The organism is Cohaesibacter marisflavi (assembly GCF_900115225.1).
GTDB classification, from domain to species: domain Bacteria; phylum Pseudomonadota; class Alphaproteobacteria; order Rhizobiales; family Cohaesibacteraceae; genus Cohaesibacter; species Cohaesibacter marisflavi.
In genome coordinates this window covers 17273-33789 of sequence record NZ_FOVR01000001.1, presented here as the reverse complement: position 1 = coordinate 33789, position 16517 = coordinate 17273, and the positions used below count along the sequence as shown (strand labels likewise).

Genomic DNA, 16517 nt, shown 5'->3' with positions numbered 1-16517 from the left:
TATCTAATATCCGACTGAAATTGTAGGAGTTTTCTCGTCATGCCAATTCAGCAGGACATTGCGGACCTTCCATTAAGCGATCAAGTGTATGCAAAAATGCGAGAATTGCTGCGGGATGGCGCTTTCACGTCAGGCCAACGCGTCAGTGAGGCTGATATCTGCGACCGGTTTCAGGTCAGCAGAACCCCCGCCCGGGAGGCCATTCGTCGCCTGCTGAATGAGGGGTTTCTGACCACGGTCGAAAGTGGCCGAATCGTTGTGGCTGAGATTGATATCGAGCGCGCAGAGGAAATCTATGACATGCGCGAGGCCGTGGAATGCCTTGCGGCCAAGCTGGCGGCGAAAAAGGCCAACACCAAGGATCTCATCGAATTGCGCAGCATTCTGGATGAACAGCGCCGGGGAGCCACCGATGAAACAGACTTTCTGGATATCAACGACCGCTTTCACCGTTGTGTATACAAAATTGCCAGCAACCGCTATCTGCTGCGCAGCGCAGAAATTCTTCTGGTTTCGGCAGGCATGATCCGAGGCACGACACAAGGGCGCTATGATTACAATACATGGTCACTACAAGACCATGAAGAAATCTATCAGGCAATCGAGGATGGAAATACGACTGCTGCTGAAGAAGCAGCCCGCCGTCATGTCAGGCGAGGCCGCATGCAGCGCATCAGCCTTTTGAAAACCCTGTCGAGCAGCTAGCCGCTTCTCAAGCGAGAAGAGAGGTAGAGCAAAACACCGCTCCCAAATGTGATCAACTCCTTCAATGAGTGGAATCGGACCAGAATAGTCTTCAGGCCCGAGAAAGCGCGCAAGCTACATCCTGCGAAAGAGCCGCCACCACCATGTTTGCAAGTCGGAATGGCTCTGCGCGTTGTCGTTGAGACATCGCACTTTCCTGAACTCCACACGCCGAACTACGTTTCCTATTCAATGTAGCCTCGCCGATATCAACTCTTTGGTAGCATAGCGTGACAAAACACTGACATTTTCTGAGAAAGAGGCGGCGGAAATGTGGCAATTTTATTTCCCTAGTGCGCCAAATATTGCTAAATGATTTCAAATTGAGTCTGTGTTTTTTTGTTAGAGCCTTTTCTATTATGTCATCCATTGCGTATAGGGCCGAAGTCGATGGTCTGCGAGCCATCGCTGTTCTTTCTGTCATTTTCTATCACGCGGACTTCATGCTCTTTGGCCGCGCTTTTCTGCCGGGAGGATTTCTCGGCGTCGACATATTCTTCGTCCTCTCCGGCTATTTGATTTCTTCCATTCTTTTTCGCGAAGTCTCGGAAGGCAGCTTCAGCATCATTTCATTTTACGAACGTAGGGCACGCCGCATTTTGCCAGCGCTCTATTTCATGATGCTGGCCACTTTGCCGGTTGCCTATTTCTTCCTGTTGCCAAAGGGGATGATGGAATATGCACGGTCCGGGTTAGCCGCTCTTGGTTTTTCCTCCAACATCTGGTTCTGGCTGGAAGACAGCTATATCGCTGAAGCTAGCAAGCTCAAACCCTTACTCCATACTTGGAGCTTGGCGGTGGAAGAGCAATTCTACATTGTCTTTCCTCTGTTCGCCTACCTTCTCATTCGCCATGCTTCAAACCGAATGTGGCAGTGGTTGATAGCTGTGTTTGTCGCATCACTTTTGCTCGCCCAGGTCGGTACTGTTCATTTTGCCAAGTTCAATTTTTACCATTTACCGACGCGCGCCTGGGAGCTTATGGGCGGCTCTATTGTTGCTCTGGCCAGCTTTCAAGGAAAACTGACAAGGTTGCGGCAGCACTATCCCGCTCTTGCAGAAGTCGGCTTCATGGTGCTCATCCTTTGCATAATCTTGATGGATGATCACATGCCTCATCCGTCCCTACTAACACTACTGCCCGTGGCCGGGACCATGGCCATCCTCACATTTGGTAAAGATGATCGGCCCTGCTATCGATTTCTTGCGTTGCAGCCATTGGTATTCATTGGTCTGATCTCCTATTCACTTTATCTCTGGCATTTCCCGCTTTTCGCCTTTGCACGCAATCTGGACATTTTTGATCTTCCTTTGCTCAAAGGACTTTATATTCTTGTTGCCAGCCTGTTGGCCTACCTAGCCTATCGATTTATAGAGCAACCTTTGAGAAATCGGCAGCGCATCGGCTTTACAAAGCTCATAGTTGCGATTTTCGCCATGCTTCTGGTCCTCATAGCAGCCTATATTAGCATTCTTCGATTTAAGGGTTTTCCAAAGTCACTCGGCCCGCTCGAAGCTGTGTTTGAGGAGCTGTCATGGCAACGACTCGATTGCACTATCGATCACCCCTGCAACAAAAAAGCGCAAACGCATCAGCATATTATTAGTCTAGGTGACAGCCACTCATGGAATTTCGACTATCCCCTGAGGGATATGGCAGAACGTTACGAACGCTCCTACGTCGCCATTACGCGGGGATCTTGTCCTTACATTTTAGATACCTATGTGGTGCGCGGCGGCAAACCCATTGATTGTACGCAGGCCCACGTGAAGGAGGCTCATCAGAGCATTGATCGCCTGTCTCCTGCCATCATAATCTACAAGGCACGTTTACCAGTGTATCTCGACAAAGGGCACTTCTATAATAATGGAGAAGGTGGGGAAGAAATCGAAAACCGTCAAAAGCTGTTCAACGTGCTCTTCACATCCAGTGGAAGCAACGAACAAGGTGCACTTGCGGACAAAATTCGAGCCACCTTCCAGCACCTGATTGATAGTGGCAATATTGTGGTGCTGATCTATCCTATCCCTGCTGTCGGATGGAACGTACCAGACGTCCTGCGTCGTAAACTGGAAAGCATACCTGATACGGCAGCACGCAAAGAGGCGCTTACAGTGAACCCAATAACCACCAGCTACACACGCTACAAAGAGCGTACTGCGCTAACCAACCAAGTGCTAGACAGCCTAGGTGATGCCCCCAATCTTATTCGTATTCATCCAGATCAGTTGCTTTGTTCGACGCAAACTGATCGCTGCGCCACTCAGGATGAAAATGGCGTTTTCTATATGGATGCCAATCACCCTTCTCGCTATATGGCCACTCGTATTAGCGCTCTAATTGAGCAACAGTTGATAGCCAAGGGTTTCTTGGCCAAATAGAACCGAACCGGCTGGCCAGGTTTCGTGCAACCAATGCGCTAATTGGCCATCGCCTCCTCCTGCTTTTATGATCCTGGCTCATGACTGTCAGCGGCTTCGCTGATCTAGTTACGGCTGGTGCAGAGAATATCTCTATATAAGAGGAATTGAAGCCAGAGATTGTGGCCACGTTGGTCTATCTACCGGCTGGTTCCCATGTGACACTTTGCTAGCCAGCCCTGAGAAAGGAGCGCCCATGCCACGTAAAAGTGATACGCCGACGACCCCTTCCGACCAAGCAAGCCCCAACAGCCTTGATCGCCGCTCTTTGGTGAAAGCCGGAGCCGGTCTTGCGCTTGGCTCTGCCTTCACCTCCATGGCGACCAGCGAGAAAGCTCAGGCGCAAACGCAGGCCAAAGGGCCCGTGATCCGTGGCGATGAACATACATTAATTTTGGCCTCACACCCCTATCCTGAACGGTCTGTGGTCAATAAGGCCCTTTGGGAAGTTGCTGAACAGGCAGAGGGCTCCATCTTCAAGAATCTCGAAAGCATCCATGGCGATGACATGTGGGGCTTCGACCGGGCCGCTGAACGCAAGCTGTATCAGCAGGTTGACCGGATCGTAATGATGTTTCCCATTCACTGGTTCAATCTCACCCCAATGCTCAAGGCCTATATGAATGAAATCTGGTGGATTGGGGCTCCTTCCGAGCTTCGCGGCGTGGAACTGCTGGTGGTGACCACAACGGCAGGTGGACCGGATGCCTATCAGCCGGATGGTCGCCTTGGCTTTACGATAGAGCAAGTGCTCACGCCTCTTCAGGCCAGCGCCCGCTATACCGGCATGACCTTCTCCGAGCCACTCGCCTTTCTTGGTGCGGCAGGAGCCGGGCCGGATGAACTAACGCGCTATCAGGGAATGCTGGCTGATCGCCTCAGCGAGCCACCGAGAAGCGCCTGAACAGGCCCGAACATTCCGAACGCGCTCATCCATAGGAGGCAAGCAACCGTCTCGCGCATGGCAACATCATGCCGGTTGACGGTTGCCACCCTTACTATAGGCTATGCACAAACAGTCATTTGAGGCTTTAGTCATTGCAAACGTACAGACACAAGATCAAGGGAAGGAGAAGACCATGAACAATCCCAAAACGCTTTGCGTGGCAGGAGCGAGCGGCCTTGTCGGCTCAAACATCGTCAAGGCAGCTCTGGCCAAGGGCTATCGCGTCAATGGCACCATGCGCGACGCTGAAGACGAGAGCAAACGCCCTTATCTCATGGCGCTGCCGGGAGCCGCGGAGAGATTGACCCTTTTTTCTGCCGATACGGCGCAAAGCGACAGCTTTGACGCCGCCCTTGAAGGCGCGGATGCTGTTTTCATTGCCTGCTTCCCGCCAATCTACAAGGGCAAAGACGGCACGCCAGCCAAAGATCTGGACAGGCAAAGAGGCTATGATGAGATCGTAAAACCCGTCAAGGAAGGCTGCATGAATGTGTTTGAGGCAGCAGCGAGAAAAAATGTGAAGACGGTCATTCTCTGCTCTTCCACGTCGAGCACCAATCCGCCAGAGCCGGTTGCTGTCAAAACAGAGGAGAATGCCGTTTCCGACGCGGAGGTCCAGATGAACGCGGGCAAATTTACGGCGGCCGAGAAAATCGTCATGGAAACCGCCGCGAAGGACTTTTGCGATGCCCACGGGATGCGACTCAGCATCATCATTCCAACCATGATGCTTGGCCCCGTCATCCTGCCTCAACATCTGGAGGGGGATAGTCACCACCTCATTGTCGGCCTTAACAAAGGCGAGCAAGTCTTGCACAAGGAAACCCCGGCGGGCTCCATGTCCCTTAGCCATATCGAGGATGTTGCGGCGCTGTTTTTGGCCGCCTATGAGAAGCCGGATGCTTCTGGGCGCTATTTCGCGGTTTATGACAGTTGGCCATGGCGAGATCTCTATGCCGAGTTTGCCAAACATGCACCAGCATCGGCCATGCCGCAGCCTTTGGAGGGGGAGCCCGAAGAGCCGACCCGCTTTGACTTTACGCGAAGGGATAGTCTGGGTGTGACAATGCGCGATATACCGACCACCATCGCCCAGATGTTCGACTGGCTGAAAACAGAACCATTCAGCACCCGCCATTAAGAAAAATACGGGGGTTTTGGCCAATGCCAAAGCCCCTTTTTGACCCTTATGATTGCGTCTGTCTCTTTATCGCTCCTAATACAGCGATCATATCATCTTCTTCCAGTTCCATGTGGTTCGTTTCTTGATATAGCTTCAAACAGATATCCATGAGGGGTGATGGGGCCTCGAATTCCTTGGCATTTTCAACGACGAGGCGGCAGTTCTTAAAGACATCGGCGATGCCTGCCTGGCGGGAGAAATCTCCGGTCAGCAGCTTGGCAAGCTTCACCTTGGAAACCTCGCTTGCCATGGGCCCCGCATTCAGAATGTCGGTGAATAGCGCCATATCAAGCTTGTTCTGTTCTGCCAGATTCCAAGCCTCGACCAGACCGGTGACCAGCGTTATCAAATAGCTGTTCACTGCGATCTTCATGTTGAGAGCCCGTGGCACCTCGCCACATTCAAAAATATCTTTGCAACATGGGGTCAGGAGCGCGCGAGCTGTTTTCAGGTCTTGGCTCATACCGGCCAGAAGGCCGACAAGTTGTCCCTGCTCGGCCGGTTTTCTGGAACCGGACACAGGAGCCTCGACATAGCGCCCGCCCGCATCGCAGACGTCTCTGGATAGCAATGCAGAATAATCGGCGGGCACTGTTCCCAAGGAAACAACGGTCTTGCCAGCAACCAAAGAAGCAAAATGGGCTGTGTTTCGCGACAAAACAGCATCGATTGCAGCTTCATCGGCGAGCATCAACAGCACAGTCTGACATTGGGCAAACATCTCTTGAACGTCATGGGCAACGCTGGCACCGGCATCGCTTAATGGACGGCTGCGCGCTAACGTCCGATTCCAAACCATGAGGGGTGTTCCGGCTTCAAGCAGCTTGAGCGCCATTGGCGTCCCCATGGTTCCGAGCCCGATAAATCCGATTTTCTCCATTTGCGGCATTGCCGGTCCCTCCCATGACCTATACGCGGGATAGTTTAGCAGCTGAAAAATGCAAGGCACCAGCAATCCGGTTCCAGGCATTGATATTTGCAATGGCAACCGTGAGCTGAACAAGTTCATCGTCGCTAAAGACCGCCCTGATTGCCGTCATCTCGGCCTCTGGCACCGGGGCAACTGGAGACTGTGTGACATGCTCGGCCCAGAATAGACCTGCGCGTTCGCGCTCATCATACTCAGTAGAATCACGCCAGACCGCGAGAAGATCAAGCTTGTCCTCGCTTACCCCTATCTGCCGAGCCGCTCTCAAGTGAAGCTCTGTGCAGAAGCCACACCCATTCATCTGCGAAATGCGGATCTTGACAAGCTCCGTGAGGGATTTTTCCAGCCCTGATGCATCCACTGACTTGCTCATGGCAATCAGGGCATCGTGAGCCGCAGGCGCCTGTTTTTGAAAATCGGCATAGGAAAAGGCGAAATCTGTTGGGGCAGAAAGTGCATTCATCTTGTCACCTTTGATGTGGTTGGGTATTAATGTCAGAACTCTAACATTAGTATCAGAGTTCTTATAATGATCAAGAGTCCAAATCAATCTCCCCTGCCCGAGGCAGGAGAAGGCAAGCGTGGCGATAATGGATATCTGGGCTATCTGCTCAGGCAGGCAGCAAACGCTTATCGATATCGCGTGGAAAGCGTCCTTGCTGATCTGCCGCTAACCCAACCGCAATTCTCTGCACTGGTGATGCTAGAAGCCTATCCGGAGCATTCCAGCGCAGATCTGGCGCGTCTGGCCTTCCTCACGCCGCAAACCATGAGCGTGATTGTAAGCAATCTATCGAAATCGGGGTTGATCACGCGCAGCCCCCATGCGGTTCATGGCAGAAAGCAGCATATTGAGCTCACTGCGCTTGGTCATGAAGTGCTTCGTGCTGCAAAGGATCGCATATATGCGCTCGAGAAGGATCTGCTTTCAGGCGTTTCTAATGAAGAAGAAGCAATCGTCAGACGTTGGCTGGTTGGCCTTCTATAAGAGCAAATCTGCAGGCCTTTCGTTTGGCGCTCGCAGAACCAAAGACAGCTCTGATGCCTGAGGTCGGGGTGAGGAGCCTGTAGAGGGGGCAATGCTTCCGTTTTCAGAATTCGTCGCCGCCCATACATTCCCCCACACATAAACAAGGCGCGACGTGCAAGCTGTCGCGCCTCTTGACTTGTATGCATGACCGCTCAAGCGTCGCGTTGTGCGATCCAGTCATGATCGGGATGATTCTGGAAACGCCATTTGCGCAGAGGTCCAGCCATTACATTGAGATAATAAAGGTCATACCCATAGGGAGCACCGCAGGGATGGTAGCCTTCCGGCACCAGCACCACTTCGCCATCATGCACAGTGAAGGTCTCATCAATGGATCCACTATCATTGTAAACGCGCTGATGCGCATAGCCTTTGGCCGGGTTCAGGCGATGATAGTAGCTTTCTTCCAGATGTGTGATGGTTGGGAAATTGTCGCTATCATGGCGGTGCGGCGGATAGGAAGACCAGTGGCCAGAAGGCGTAACGCATTCGGTCACGAGCAGACTGTCGGCAACATCATAGTCTTCCATGGCAATCGGGAAGATATGACGGGTGTTCGCACCCTTGCCTTTTGTTACACGCTCGGGAGCTTTGAGAAGCTGTGCCTTGTGACCGCCCATACCCGGAGCCGAACAAACGGCGATCTTGCAATCGGTCACGGCAACCAGAGACCAGTCGCTGTCATTCGGGATATAGACGGATTGCGGTGAGATCGGGTCAAAAACACTATCCCGACTGCCGACTTTACCAAAGTCTTGCCCGGCTCCCGAAATTTCGGCATAACCTTCCAGCATGACAAGGATCACTTCGCGATCTCCCGTTGCTTCGGCCGCAGTTTCTCCCGGCTTCAAGTCATAGAGACCAAAGCCAACATAGGTCCAACCTGCTTTTTCAGGTGTAATATCATGAACCTTGCCGCTCTCTCCCTGCGGCTTGCGGTGCAAATTGTAAGACATTCCATTCCTCCTAACTAGCTATTTCCTTGCCCCCGAGGGCAGAAGAGCGAGCCTCATCCCAAAGGGTGCATAGGCATTGATAATTGTTCGTCAATTGGCTTACCGCCGTTGCGTCATCCACTTCACCGCCAAACCATTGAAGCGCCGTTGCGTTCATGATGGTGCGCCCGACGGCAAATCCCTTGACCAGCGGATGGGCTGCGGCAATTCTGAGTGCAGGCCCCAACGCTTCCATATCGGCGGCCAATCCCAAGACAACGATACCGCGGCAATGGGGATCATGGTCCTCGACCGCCCGACAGGCATTGCGCCAGGCAGCGTCAGTCTTCATGGGTTCAAGCTTCCACCAATCCGGATAGATACCGATTTCATAAAGACGATTGATCAGCTTGGCTGCAGACTGATCGTCGACAGGCCCGACCGGTGAGGTAATCAGCTCGACCAGCAGATCCAGACGGTTGTTGCGCGCAGCGGCGGCCAGTTTCAGCAATGTGGCTTCCTGCTGATCGCGCAAGGCGACCTCATCATCTGGGTGACAGTAGCAGAGCACCTTGACGACATGGTTCTGGGGCCATTCCTTGAGACCTCCACAATCAGGCCCGAGCTCCTCTTCAAAGGCAAGGGGACAGGATGCCGGAAACTCGACCGGACGTCCGATCCAAAGGCCCTTGTCAGCTGCGGCATGTAGCGCATCCTGCCCGACCCGGTTGTCACACAGGATGCCATAGCCATCTCGCCCTTGGGAAACCTGCATGGTCGCCTCAAGGCAAAGCTTTTTGAAAGCGCCTATACGCTCCCGTGGCACATCAAGCTCATCGCACATGCGCTCAAGCTGGATACGATGATCAAAGGCAAAGATACGCACATCCGGCCATGCCTTGTGGCGATTGGTTGACCAGTGAACCTGCTCCAGCTCAGTATCCTTGCGCAAGGCGGGAGTCTTGATGCCACGCTGCAAGAAGAATTGCAGCTCTTCCCAGCTGGGATACGCTGGCGTGCAGCCATGGCGGCTGACAGCAAAAGCGCCACAAGCATTGGCATAGGTCAGGGCCGTAACCCAATCCTTGTCCTCAAGCCAGCCCTTCAACAGGCCGGACATGAAGCCATCTCCCGCGCCGAGCACATTAAACACCTCGATCAGGAAGCCCGGGCCGGACTCGCCATCATCGAGCGATTTGGGTATGGCACCGGCGAAGGCCGTTGCGCCCATCGGTCCGCGTTTGCACACGAGAGTGGCGCCGCTTACTTTGCGCACTGCCTTGAGGGCATCGAGCGTGACTGTCGTTCCGCCCGCAATATGGAATTCCTCTTCGGTGCCAACAATCAGGTCGAACAGTGACAGGGTTTCTTGCAATTGCTGCGTAACAGCTTCTGAAGCAATGAAGCGGTTTTCTCCGTCGCCATGGCCTGAAAGCCCCCACAGATTAGGGCGATAGTCGATATCAAGCGCTGTTTTGGCACCACTGTCTCTTGCCAGTCTCAGCGCCTTGAGCACTGCCGCCTTGGTGCGCGGATGGCTCAAATGGGTGCCGGTCACTGTGACACAGCGCGCCTCGGCGATGAAATCCGGGTCGATATCTTCTTCACACAAAGCCATGTCGGCACAATTCTCGCGATAAAAGATAAGGGGAAACTGCTCCTTATCCCTGATGCCGAGAATAGCCAGCGCCGTCAAACGCTCCGGATCGGTTTTCACGCCGCGCGTATCGACGCCCAGAGACTGCAACTCCTCCCGAATGAAGCGCCCCATATGCTCGTCACCCACCCGAGTAATGACCGCAGACCGAACGCCTAGCTTGGCCGTACCTGCAGCCATATTGGTAGGGCTCCCCCCGATATATTTCTCGAAGGACCGCATGTCTTCCAGTCTGCCGCCGACCTGACTTCCGTACAGATCCACCGAGCTGCGTCCAATTGTTATTAGATCAAGTGTCTTTTGCATCGCTCACCTATTGTGTCCTCCCGTTGTGGACGAGTTGACCTGAGCCTAGCAATGAAATATAAATTCTAAAAGATAATTTTTAGAAATTTTTGTTCTATAAACAGAATGTATCAAACTTTGAACAAGGTGTGTCAAATAGAATGAAATTTCTATTCCAAAAATGAAACATCTTCTATAGTGTCGAACGATTCCAAGAAAGCAAGTCTATTCACTCAAGATGAAAGCAAGATGCGATGACCGACTCCTCCAGCCCAACTTCCGTCGCAGAGTTTGAGAAAAAGATCGCGGCAATCAAGGGTGGTTTGCCCAAACGCTTGCAGGATTGTGCGAGCTTTGTCTTGCGCAAAGGCGATGCCATGGCTTTTCTGACCGTAGCCCAAGCCTCTCAGGAATCCGGCATCGCTCCTTCGGCCTTCATTCGCTTTGCTCAGGCTCTGGGCATGCAGGGATATTCTGATTTGCAGCAATTGTTCCGGCGTCAGGCAACCCAGCAGCGCCCGCCCTATCGCTACAGGATCAACACTTTACGCCAGCGCGGGGAGACGGAAACAGACCTTCTCTTTGTCGATTTCTGCGATTCATCCATCGCATCCATTGAGCGTCTCATGAGCAAAATGGCCCCACAGTCCATTGAAATAGCTACAGAAATAATTTGTTCAATGCCAGAAATGCATGTCATCGGGCAAAAGCGAGCATTCCCCGTGGCCAGTTATTTGGCTTATGTTCTAGGGCAGTTTGACCACCGTGTCATTCTTCACAGTGATGTTGGCGGCATAAAGATCCCAGGTCGTTTTCGCCCTAACGAAGTCCTGCTGCTTATCTCATTCGAGCCTTACACGCCTGAAGTCGTGCAAGTGGCTGAAAAGGCCAAAGGCGATGGAGCAAAGATTGTCGCAATCACGGACACGCCGCTCAGTCCCTTGTCCGGGCTTGCCGATGTCAGCCTTGAAGTGGTTGAAGAAGATGTCGGTGGTTTCCGCACATATTCGGCAACATTCTGTCTGGCTGCGGCGCTTTCGGTCTCCGTGGGAACACGGCTGAATCCGGCATCCGTCGTGAAAGAGAACATATGACTTTAGTTTAAGAGCAAAGATTTCATATTGCCCCCTGATAGAATATATGTTCCATTTTCTATCGTATTGGAATGCATCCCCTTGATGCAATCGTGCCCGACGGGAGGGTTGGGCACAGGGAGGTTTACATGAAATTCAAGGCTCTTGTTACATGCACTGCCATGGCACTCGCCATGAGTGCCAATGCTGCTTTCGCAGCTGACTATGTCATGAAGATTGCCAGCGGCACACCGGCCGATCCTATGGCTCTGCCGGCATCTGCATCGCTGGCGATTTTCGAACAGAAGGTCGAACTCTATACAGACGGAAAAGTGGATGTTCAGGTCTTCCCCGACGGGCAGCTGGGCGATCAGCTCTCCGGCCTGCAGCAGGTGAAATCCGGTGAATTGCAGGGCAGCGAGTTGGCTATGGGCGTAATGTCCAACCTGTTCCCGAAGATCACCTTTACCGACCTGCCCTATGTCATGCCTGACATGGCCGTCGCGCAAAAGCTGTATACCCGCGATAACCCTGTAATGAAAAAGATACTGAAAGAGCTGGAAGAGAAAACCGGCGTTGGCATCTTGTTCTTCAGCCCGCAGGCCTATCGCCAGATTTCGACGGCTAACAAGCCAATTCATACTGTAGCAGATCTCAAGGGCGTCAAACTGCGCACCATGCAGGTTCGCCCTCACATCGAAATGTTCAACGCAGCTGGCGCACAGGCAACACCCGTGCCTTGGCTTGAAGTCTACACGTCCCTGCAGACCGGTGTTGTTGATGGGCAGGAGAACCCGCTGGCAACCATCCGTGCCATGAACTTCCACGAAGTGCAGAAATATATCACTCTGGACAAGCATGTTCATCTGGTTGGCGCCGTTACCTTCAATGTCGAATGGTTTAACAGCCTGCCCAAGGATATTCAGGTTGCCATCATGAAAGCTGGTAACGAAGCTCAGGCGGGCGCCGAAGCCCTTGCTCCGCTCAAGGACATCATCGATGGCAAATGGCTTCAGGATCATGGCGTTGAAATCTACCAGCCGACAGCTGCCGAAATCGAAGAATTCAAAAAAGCATTCCAGCCAGCGGCTTTTGCCTGGTTTGAAAAGAATGTCGATGGCGGCGCAGAAGTTCTGAAGATGGTTCAGGACGAAATCACACGCATTCAGGATAGCTATCAGGATCTGGTTTACTGATCCGCTAACCCGTGGCGGGGAGCAACAAGGCGCTTCCCGCCTGCTTTTTCCTATGGTCCGAGGACTGGAAATGCAAAACCCCACAACGCCCCCAAACAAGATCGAGAAGACGTTAGATGCCGTCAATATGGTTCTGAATGCCTTTCTCGCCCTATTGGTTTTTGGTATTTTCTTCGTACTGCTGCTGCAGGTGTGCATGCGCTATTTTCTCGCCATGCCACTCTATTGGGCCGAAGAAGCTGCCAAATATCTGATGATTTATGTGACCAGCGTCGGAGCGGCGACGGCCTACAGGCACTATGCCCACCCTCGTCTGATGATTGTCATCGCCATGATCCCGCGCAAAACGGCCATATGGTACGATTTTTTTCTGCGCCTGCCCGTGGCGATCTTCTTTGTCTATCTGATCTATATCGGCTGGGGCTACGCCCTTGCCAATGAATGGATGATGACCCCGGGTCTTCAGATATCCTTCTTCTGGCCGTTTCTGGCCATTCCCTTCGGTGCCTGCTTCGTTCTTCTCTACCTGATCCTGGATTCGATCAATATCCTCTTCTTTCACAGGAGCTGGATTCTCGAACCGGAGTTTCTCGTCAGTGATGATGATCCCATTTCGGAGACACAAAAATGACCTTCGCCTTTTCCCTCATGTTGGTGGTTTTTGGCCTGCTCGCCATTCTGGGCGTGCCTCTGAGTTTTACAACCGGAATCGCCTCGCTGGTCTATTTCATGGTTTCCGAGCAGTCCATGCGGACGGTCATTCATCAGTTTTTCACCTCGATTGACAGTTTCGTACTGCTGGCAGTGCCGCTGTTTGTCATGGCAGGGCATGTCATGTCGGCCTGCCGCATCACCGATAACATCGTGTCTTTGGCGAACCTGCTTGTCGGGCGCATGCGCGGTGGGCTGGCGCAGGTGAATGTGGTCGCCTCCATGCTGTTTGGCGGCTGCTCGGGCTCGGCTTTGGCAGACGTGGCCGGTCTGGGCTCGGTGCTCATTCCCGCCATGAAGAAAAATGGCTACTCAGAGGGCTTCTCTGCTGCGGTTACCGTGGCCTCCTCCGTACAGGGCCCCATCATTCCTCCTTCCATCCCCATGGTGATTTTTGCCTCAGTGGCACAGGTTTCCACCGGGGCTTTACTGGTTGGTGGGGCCCTACCCGGCGTCTTGCTGGGTCTGGCACAGATGCTGGTTGTCTGGCTCATCGCCAGCCGCCGGGGCTATCGCTCTTCGCATGGCAAGTATATGCTCGAGGAAGTCATCAAGATCTGCAAATCCTCGATCCCGGCCCTCCTGATGCCTGTCATTCTGATGGGGGGCATTCTGTCCGGCATCTTTACTCCTACAGAAGCAGCCTCTGTTGCTGTGGGCTATGCGTTGCTTCTTGGTTTCTTCCTTTACCGCAATGTCGGCCCGAAAGAACTGCTGGTCATTGGCGCCAAGGTGGCCCGGGATTCAGCGGCGATCTTCTTCCTCATCGGCACTGCGGGCATTTTCGGCTGGATTCTGGCCGTTGCCCATCTGCCGCAGATCGCCGCCGACTGGATTCGCATGAATGCAGTTGACCCGCTGATGGTTCTGCTGGTCATCAACGTCTTCCTGCTCATGTGGGGCATGTTCATGGACGCCGCTCCAGCCATTCTCATTCTCGGCCCGATCCTGACGCCCATAGCAACCGCAGTCGGCATCAATCCGATCCACTTCGGTGTCATCATGGTCTTCAATCTGATGATCGGTCTGATGACCCCCCCCTATGGCTTATGTCTGTTCGCAGGCGCGGCCATTACATCCAACGAGACCCGAATAGGGGCAATATCCCGCGAGATCCTGCCCTTCCTGTTCATCTCCATCGGCGTTCTGGCCCTGATCAGTCTCTTCCCTGATCTGGTGCTGTATCTGCCGCGTCTCGCTGGCCTTATGTAAGTCAATTCCCCAAGCACGCCGCCTCTGATCCTCGCAGTCCAGAGGCGGCCCCAACCTGAGTTTCTCCAGCATGTCTGCAACTCCCTCAAGTGCAGACAGGCTCCAACTCGGCCTTCTTTATCATGGAGTAAGACATGACTACCCTCATCACCCCCATTGAGCCGACCGACAAGCGTCTGCATGACATGGCCAGCGCCCTGCGCTTTCTGACCGTCGACGCCGTGGAAGTTGCCCAGTCAGGCCACCCCGGCATGCCAATGGGAATGGCAGATGTAGCCGCCGTTCTGTTCGACCGCATCCTGAAATATGATGCAGCCGACCCGGAATGGCCCGATCGTGACCGCTTTGTACTTTCAGCTGGGCATGGGTCCATGCTCATGTATGCCCTTTTGTGGCTCACCGGTTCGCCAGACATTACCCTTGATGACATCAAGGATTTCCGCAAACTCGGCGCCAAAACCGCAGGGCATCCCGAATATGAGCAGCTGCGCGGCATTGAGGTCACAACAGGCCCACTTGGACAAGGCGTAGCCAATGCGGCTGGACTGGCCCTTGCCGAACGCACGCTTAACGCCGACTATGGCGACACTCTTGTTGATCACTATACCTACGTCATGGCTGGCGATGGCTGCCTGATGGAGGGTATCGCTCAGGAGGCTATCACCTTTGCCGCCCATATGGGGCTGGGCAAGCTGGTCATGCTGTTTGACGACAACAAGGTGACCATTGATGGCCGAACCACGCACGCAACATCGGAAGACCAGATCGCACGCTTCACGGCAGCTGGCTGGCATGTGCAGTCAATCGATGGCCATGACACGGACGCCATCGAGCAGGCCATTCTGGACGCCAAGTCAGACCCGCGCCCATCCATGATCGCCTGTCGTACGGTCATCGGTCGCGGCTCTATTGCCAAGCAGGGGAAACCTGCCGCCCACTTCGGCGCCATCGGAGCAGAAGACCGAAAGGCCATGCAAAATCTGCTGACATGGCCCTATGCCGCATTCGAAATCCCGCAAACCGTGCTCGATGACTGGCGGACTGCTGGCGCGCGTGGCAAGCAAGATCATCAGTCCTGGCAGGGTCGTCTTGATGCTGCACCAGAGAGTGCTCGCTCCGAATTCGAGCGGCGCATGTCCGGAGACCTGCCTGCGGAAGCCCTCGCCACACTGGCAGACCTGCGCAAGAATGCTCTTGAAGAAAAGCCTATTGCAACCCGTATGGCTTCTGGCAAAGTGCTCAACGCCCTGTTCGACATGATGCCTGAACTGGTTGGCGGTTCGGCCGATCTGGCAGGGTCCACCCTTACCTGGGCTGAGAAGGCCCGCCCGATCGCTGCTGGCGACTGGGGCGGTCGGTATGTTCCCTTTGGCATCCGCGAACACGCCATGGCGGCCATGATGAATGGTATGGCGGTGCATGGCGGCCTCATTCCCTTTGGCGGCACCTTCCTTTGCTTCATCGATTATGCCCGTCCCGCCGTGCGCCTTTCTGCCATGATGGAACAGCGGGTCATCTATGTCATGACCCATGATTGCATCACGGTTGGTGAAGATGGCCCGACCCATCAGCCAGTAGAACATCTGCCCGGATTGCGCGCGATGCCCAATCTGAATGTGTTCCGCCCAGGTGACATGGTCGAGGCTATGGAATGCTGGGAACTGGCTCTTAAGGCACAACACACCCCTTCGGTCATGTGCCTGTCGCGCAACCCGCTACCTGTCGTTCGCACCAGTGCCGACGAAAATCTTTCCGCTCGCGGCGGCTATGTGCTCAAGGAAGCTTCAGCAGAGCGCAAGGCAACCCTTTATGCCACGGGCTCAGAACTCCATATCGCGGTCGATGCCCAAAAGCAGCTGGAAGCAAAAGGCATTCCTACGGCTGTGGTTTCCCTGCCCAACTGGGCGCAGTTTGAAAAGCAGGATAAGGCCTATAAGCAATCTGTCCTTGGTTCTGAAGAGAGCGTGCAATTGGCTATCGAAGCGGCCTCAACCATCGGCTGGGAACGCTTCGTTGGGCGCAATGGCATCATCATGGGCATGACCAGCTTCGGCGCCTCCGGCCCAGCCGATGACGTCATCGCTCATTTCGGCTTTACAGCCGATGCCGTCGTCAAGGCGGTTGAGGGCGCCCTGTAAGGCATGAGTTAGCCCCCTTGTAGGGCGGGTTATCACCACAAAATCGAGACCGGCAAGGC

The 16517-nt window shown here is 53.8% G+C and carries 14 protein-coding genes; 10 read left to right on the top strand and 4 right to left on the bottom strand.

What is annotated here, in order from left to right; all coding sequences use genetic code 11:
- Positions 1 to 39 precede the first annotated feature (39 nt).
- From BM258_RS00165 to BM258_RS00150, 4 genes are all read left to right on the top strand, one after another.
- Positions 40 to 705, top strand: coding sequence for a GntR family transcriptional regulator (locus BM258_RS00165; protein WP_090067647.1), 666 nt, complete (start codon positions 40 to 42; stop codon positions 703 to 705).
- A 398-nt stretch (positions 706 to 1103) separates the two neighbouring features.
- Complete coding sequence (locus tag BM258_RS00160; protein ID WP_090067645.1) at positions 1104 to 3125, top strand: acyltransferase family protein; 2022 nt, start codon at positions 1104 to 1106, stop codon at positions 3123 to 3125.
- Between the two features lie 235 nt (positions 3126 to 3360).
- Positions 3361 to 4068 carry an NAD(P)H-dependent oxidoreductase gene (locus tag BM258_RS00155; RefSeq protein ID WP_090067643.1) on the top strand — a complete coding sequence of 236 codons (708 nt, stop codon included), beginning with the start codon at positions 3361 to 3363 and terminating at the stop codon, positions 4066 to 4068.
- A gap of 175 nt (positions 4069 to 4243) precedes the next feature.
- Complete coding sequence (locus BM258_RS00150) at positions 4244 to 5251, top strand: NAD-dependent epimerase/dehydratase family protein (RefSeq protein WP_210186605.1); 1008 nt, start codon at positions 4244 to 4246, stop codon at positions 5249 to 5251.
- A gap of 46 nt (positions 5252 to 5297) precedes the next feature.
- Here the strand turns inward: BM258_RS00150 and BM258_RS00145 are convergent, their stop codons facing one another.
- On the bottom strand, positions 5298 to 6182 hold the full coding sequence (locus tag BM258_RS00145) for an NAD(P)-dependent oxidoreductase (protein WP_090067641.1): 885 nt from the start codon (positions 6180 to 6182) through the stop codon (positions 5298 to 5300).
- 19 nt (positions 6183 to 6201) lie between these two features.
- Positions 6202 to 6684, bottom strand: a complete 483-nt coding sequence (locus BM258_RS00140; protein WP_090067639.1) for a carboxymuconolactone decarboxylase family protein — start codon at positions 6682 to 6684, stop codon at positions 6202 to 6204.
- A gap of 66 nt (positions 6685 to 6750) precedes the next feature.
- On the opposite strand from BM258_RS00140, the gene BM258_RS00135 reads away from it, so the two are divergent.
- On the top strand, positions 6751 to 7209 hold the full coding sequence (locus BM258_RS00135) for a MarR family winged helix-turn-helix transcriptional regulator (protein ID WP_090067637.1): 459 nt from the start codon (positions 6751 to 6753) through the stop codon (positions 7207 to 7209).
- Between the two features lie 194 nt (positions 7210 to 7403).
- Here BM258_RS00135 and iolB read toward each other — a convergent pair whose 3' ends face one another.
- Both iolB and BM258_RS00125 read right to left on the bottom strand, forming a co-directional pair.
- Positions 7404 to 8207 (bottom strand): 5-deoxy-glucuronate isomerase, encoded by an 804-nt coding sequence (gene iolB / locus BM258_RS00130; protein WP_090067634.1) that lies wholly within the window; start codon positions 8205 to 8207, stop codon positions 7404 to 7406.
- 10 nt (positions 8208 to 8217) lie between these two features.
- Positions 8218 to 10149, bottom strand: coding sequence for a bifunctional 5-dehydro-2-deoxygluconokinase/5-dehydro-2-deoxyphosphogluconate aldolase (locus tag BM258_RS00125; RefSeq protein ID WP_090067632.1), 1932 nt, complete (start codon positions 10147 to 10149; stop codon positions 8218 to 8220).
- Between the two features lie 233 nt (positions 10150 to 10382).
- On the opposite strand from BM258_RS00125, the gene BM258_RS00120 reads away from it, so the two are divergent.
- The 5 genes from BM258_RS00120 to tkt all read left to right on the top strand — a co-directional run bounded on the left by BM258_RS00120 (position 10383) and on the right by tkt (position 16458).
- Positions 10383 to 11222: a MurR/RpiR family transcriptional regulator gene (locus BM258_RS00120; protein WP_090067629.1), complete on the top strand. Its 840-nt coding sequence runs from the start codon at positions 10383 to 10385 to the stop codon at positions 11220 to 11222.
- A 128-nt stretch (positions 11223 to 11350) separates the two neighbouring features.
- Entirely contained in the window at positions 11351 to 12397 is a 1047-nt protein-coding gene (locus tag BM258_RS00115) for a TRAP transporter substrate-binding protein (RefSeq protein ID WP_175527842.1), read from the top strand.
- A gap of 70 nt (positions 12398 to 12467) precedes the next feature.
- Entirely contained in the window at positions 12468 to 13028 is a 561-nt protein-coding gene (locus BM258_RS00110) for a TRAP transporter small permease (protein ID WP_175527841.1), read from the top strand.
- Positions 13025 to 14320 (top strand): TRAP transporter large permease, encoded by a 1296-nt coding sequence (locus BM258_RS00105; RefSeq protein ID WP_090067623.1) that lies wholly within the window; start codon positions 13025 to 13027, stop codon positions 14318 to 14320. The genes BM258_RS00110 and BM258_RS00105 overlap by 4 nt, the downstream gene beginning before the upstream one ends.
- Positions 14321 to 14454: 134 nt before the next feature.
- Complete coding sequence (tkt, locus tag BM258_RS00100) at positions 14455 to 16458, top strand: transketolase (protein ID WP_090067621.1); 2004 nt, start codon at positions 14455 to 14457, stop codon at positions 16456 to 16458.
- Positions 16459 to 16517 lie beyond the last annotated feature (59 nt).

Coding starts and splice junctions, on each gene's coding strand:
- BM258_RS00165 (WP_090067647.1), top strand. CDS start 40: ATGCCAATTCAGCAGGACATTGCGGACCTTCCATTAAGCGATCAAGTG.
- BM258_RS00140 (WP_090067639.1), bottom strand. CDS start 6,684: ATGAATGCACTTTCTGCCCCAACAGATTTCGCCTTTTCCTATGCCGAT.
- BM258_RS00135 (WP_090067637.1), top strand. CDS start 6,751: ATGATCAAGAGTCCAAATCAATCTCCCCTGCCCGAGGCAGGAGAAGGC.
- BM258_RS00105 (WP_090067623.1), top strand. CDS start 13,025: ATGACCTTCGCCTTTTCCCTCATGTTGGTGGTTTTTGGCCTGCTCGCC.
- iolB (WP_090067634.1), bottom strand. CDS start 8,207: ATGTCTTACAATTTGCACCGCAAGCCGCAGGGAGAGAGCGGCAAGGTT.
- BM258_RS00150 (WP_210186605.1), top strand. CDS start 4,244: ATGAACAATCCCAAAACGCTTTGCGTGGCAGGAGCGAGCGGCCTTGTC.
- BM258_RS00145 (WP_090067641.1), bottom strand. CDS start 6,182: ATGCCGCAAATGGAGAAAATCGGATTTATCGGGCTCGGAACCATGGGG.
- BM258_RS00125 (WP_090067632.1), bottom strand. CDS start 10,149: ATGCAAAAGACACTTGATCTAATAACAATTGGACGCAGCTCGGTGGAT.
- BM258_RS00115 (WP_175527842.1), top strand. CDS start 11,351: ATGAAATTCAAGGCTCTTGTTACATGCACTGCCATGGCACTCGCCATG.
- BM258_RS00110 (WP_175527841.1), top strand. CDS start 12,468: ATGCAAAACCCCACAACGCCCCCAAACAAGATCGAGAAGACGTTAGAT.
- BM258_RS00155 (WP_090067643.1), top strand. CDS start 3,361: ATGCCACGTAAAAGTGATACGCCGACGACCCCTTCCGACCAAGCAAGC.
- BM258_RS00160 (WP_090067645.1), top strand. CDS start 1,104: ATGTCATCCATTGCGTATAGGGCCGAAGTCGATGGTCTGCGAGCCATC.
- tkt (WP_090067621.1), top strand. CDS start 14,455: ATGACTACCCTCATCACCCCCATTGAGCCGACCGACAAGCGTCTGCAT.
- BM258_RS00120 (WP_090067629.1), top strand. CDS start 10,383: ATGACCGACTCCTCCAGCCCAACTTCCGTCGCAGAGTTTGAGAAAAAG.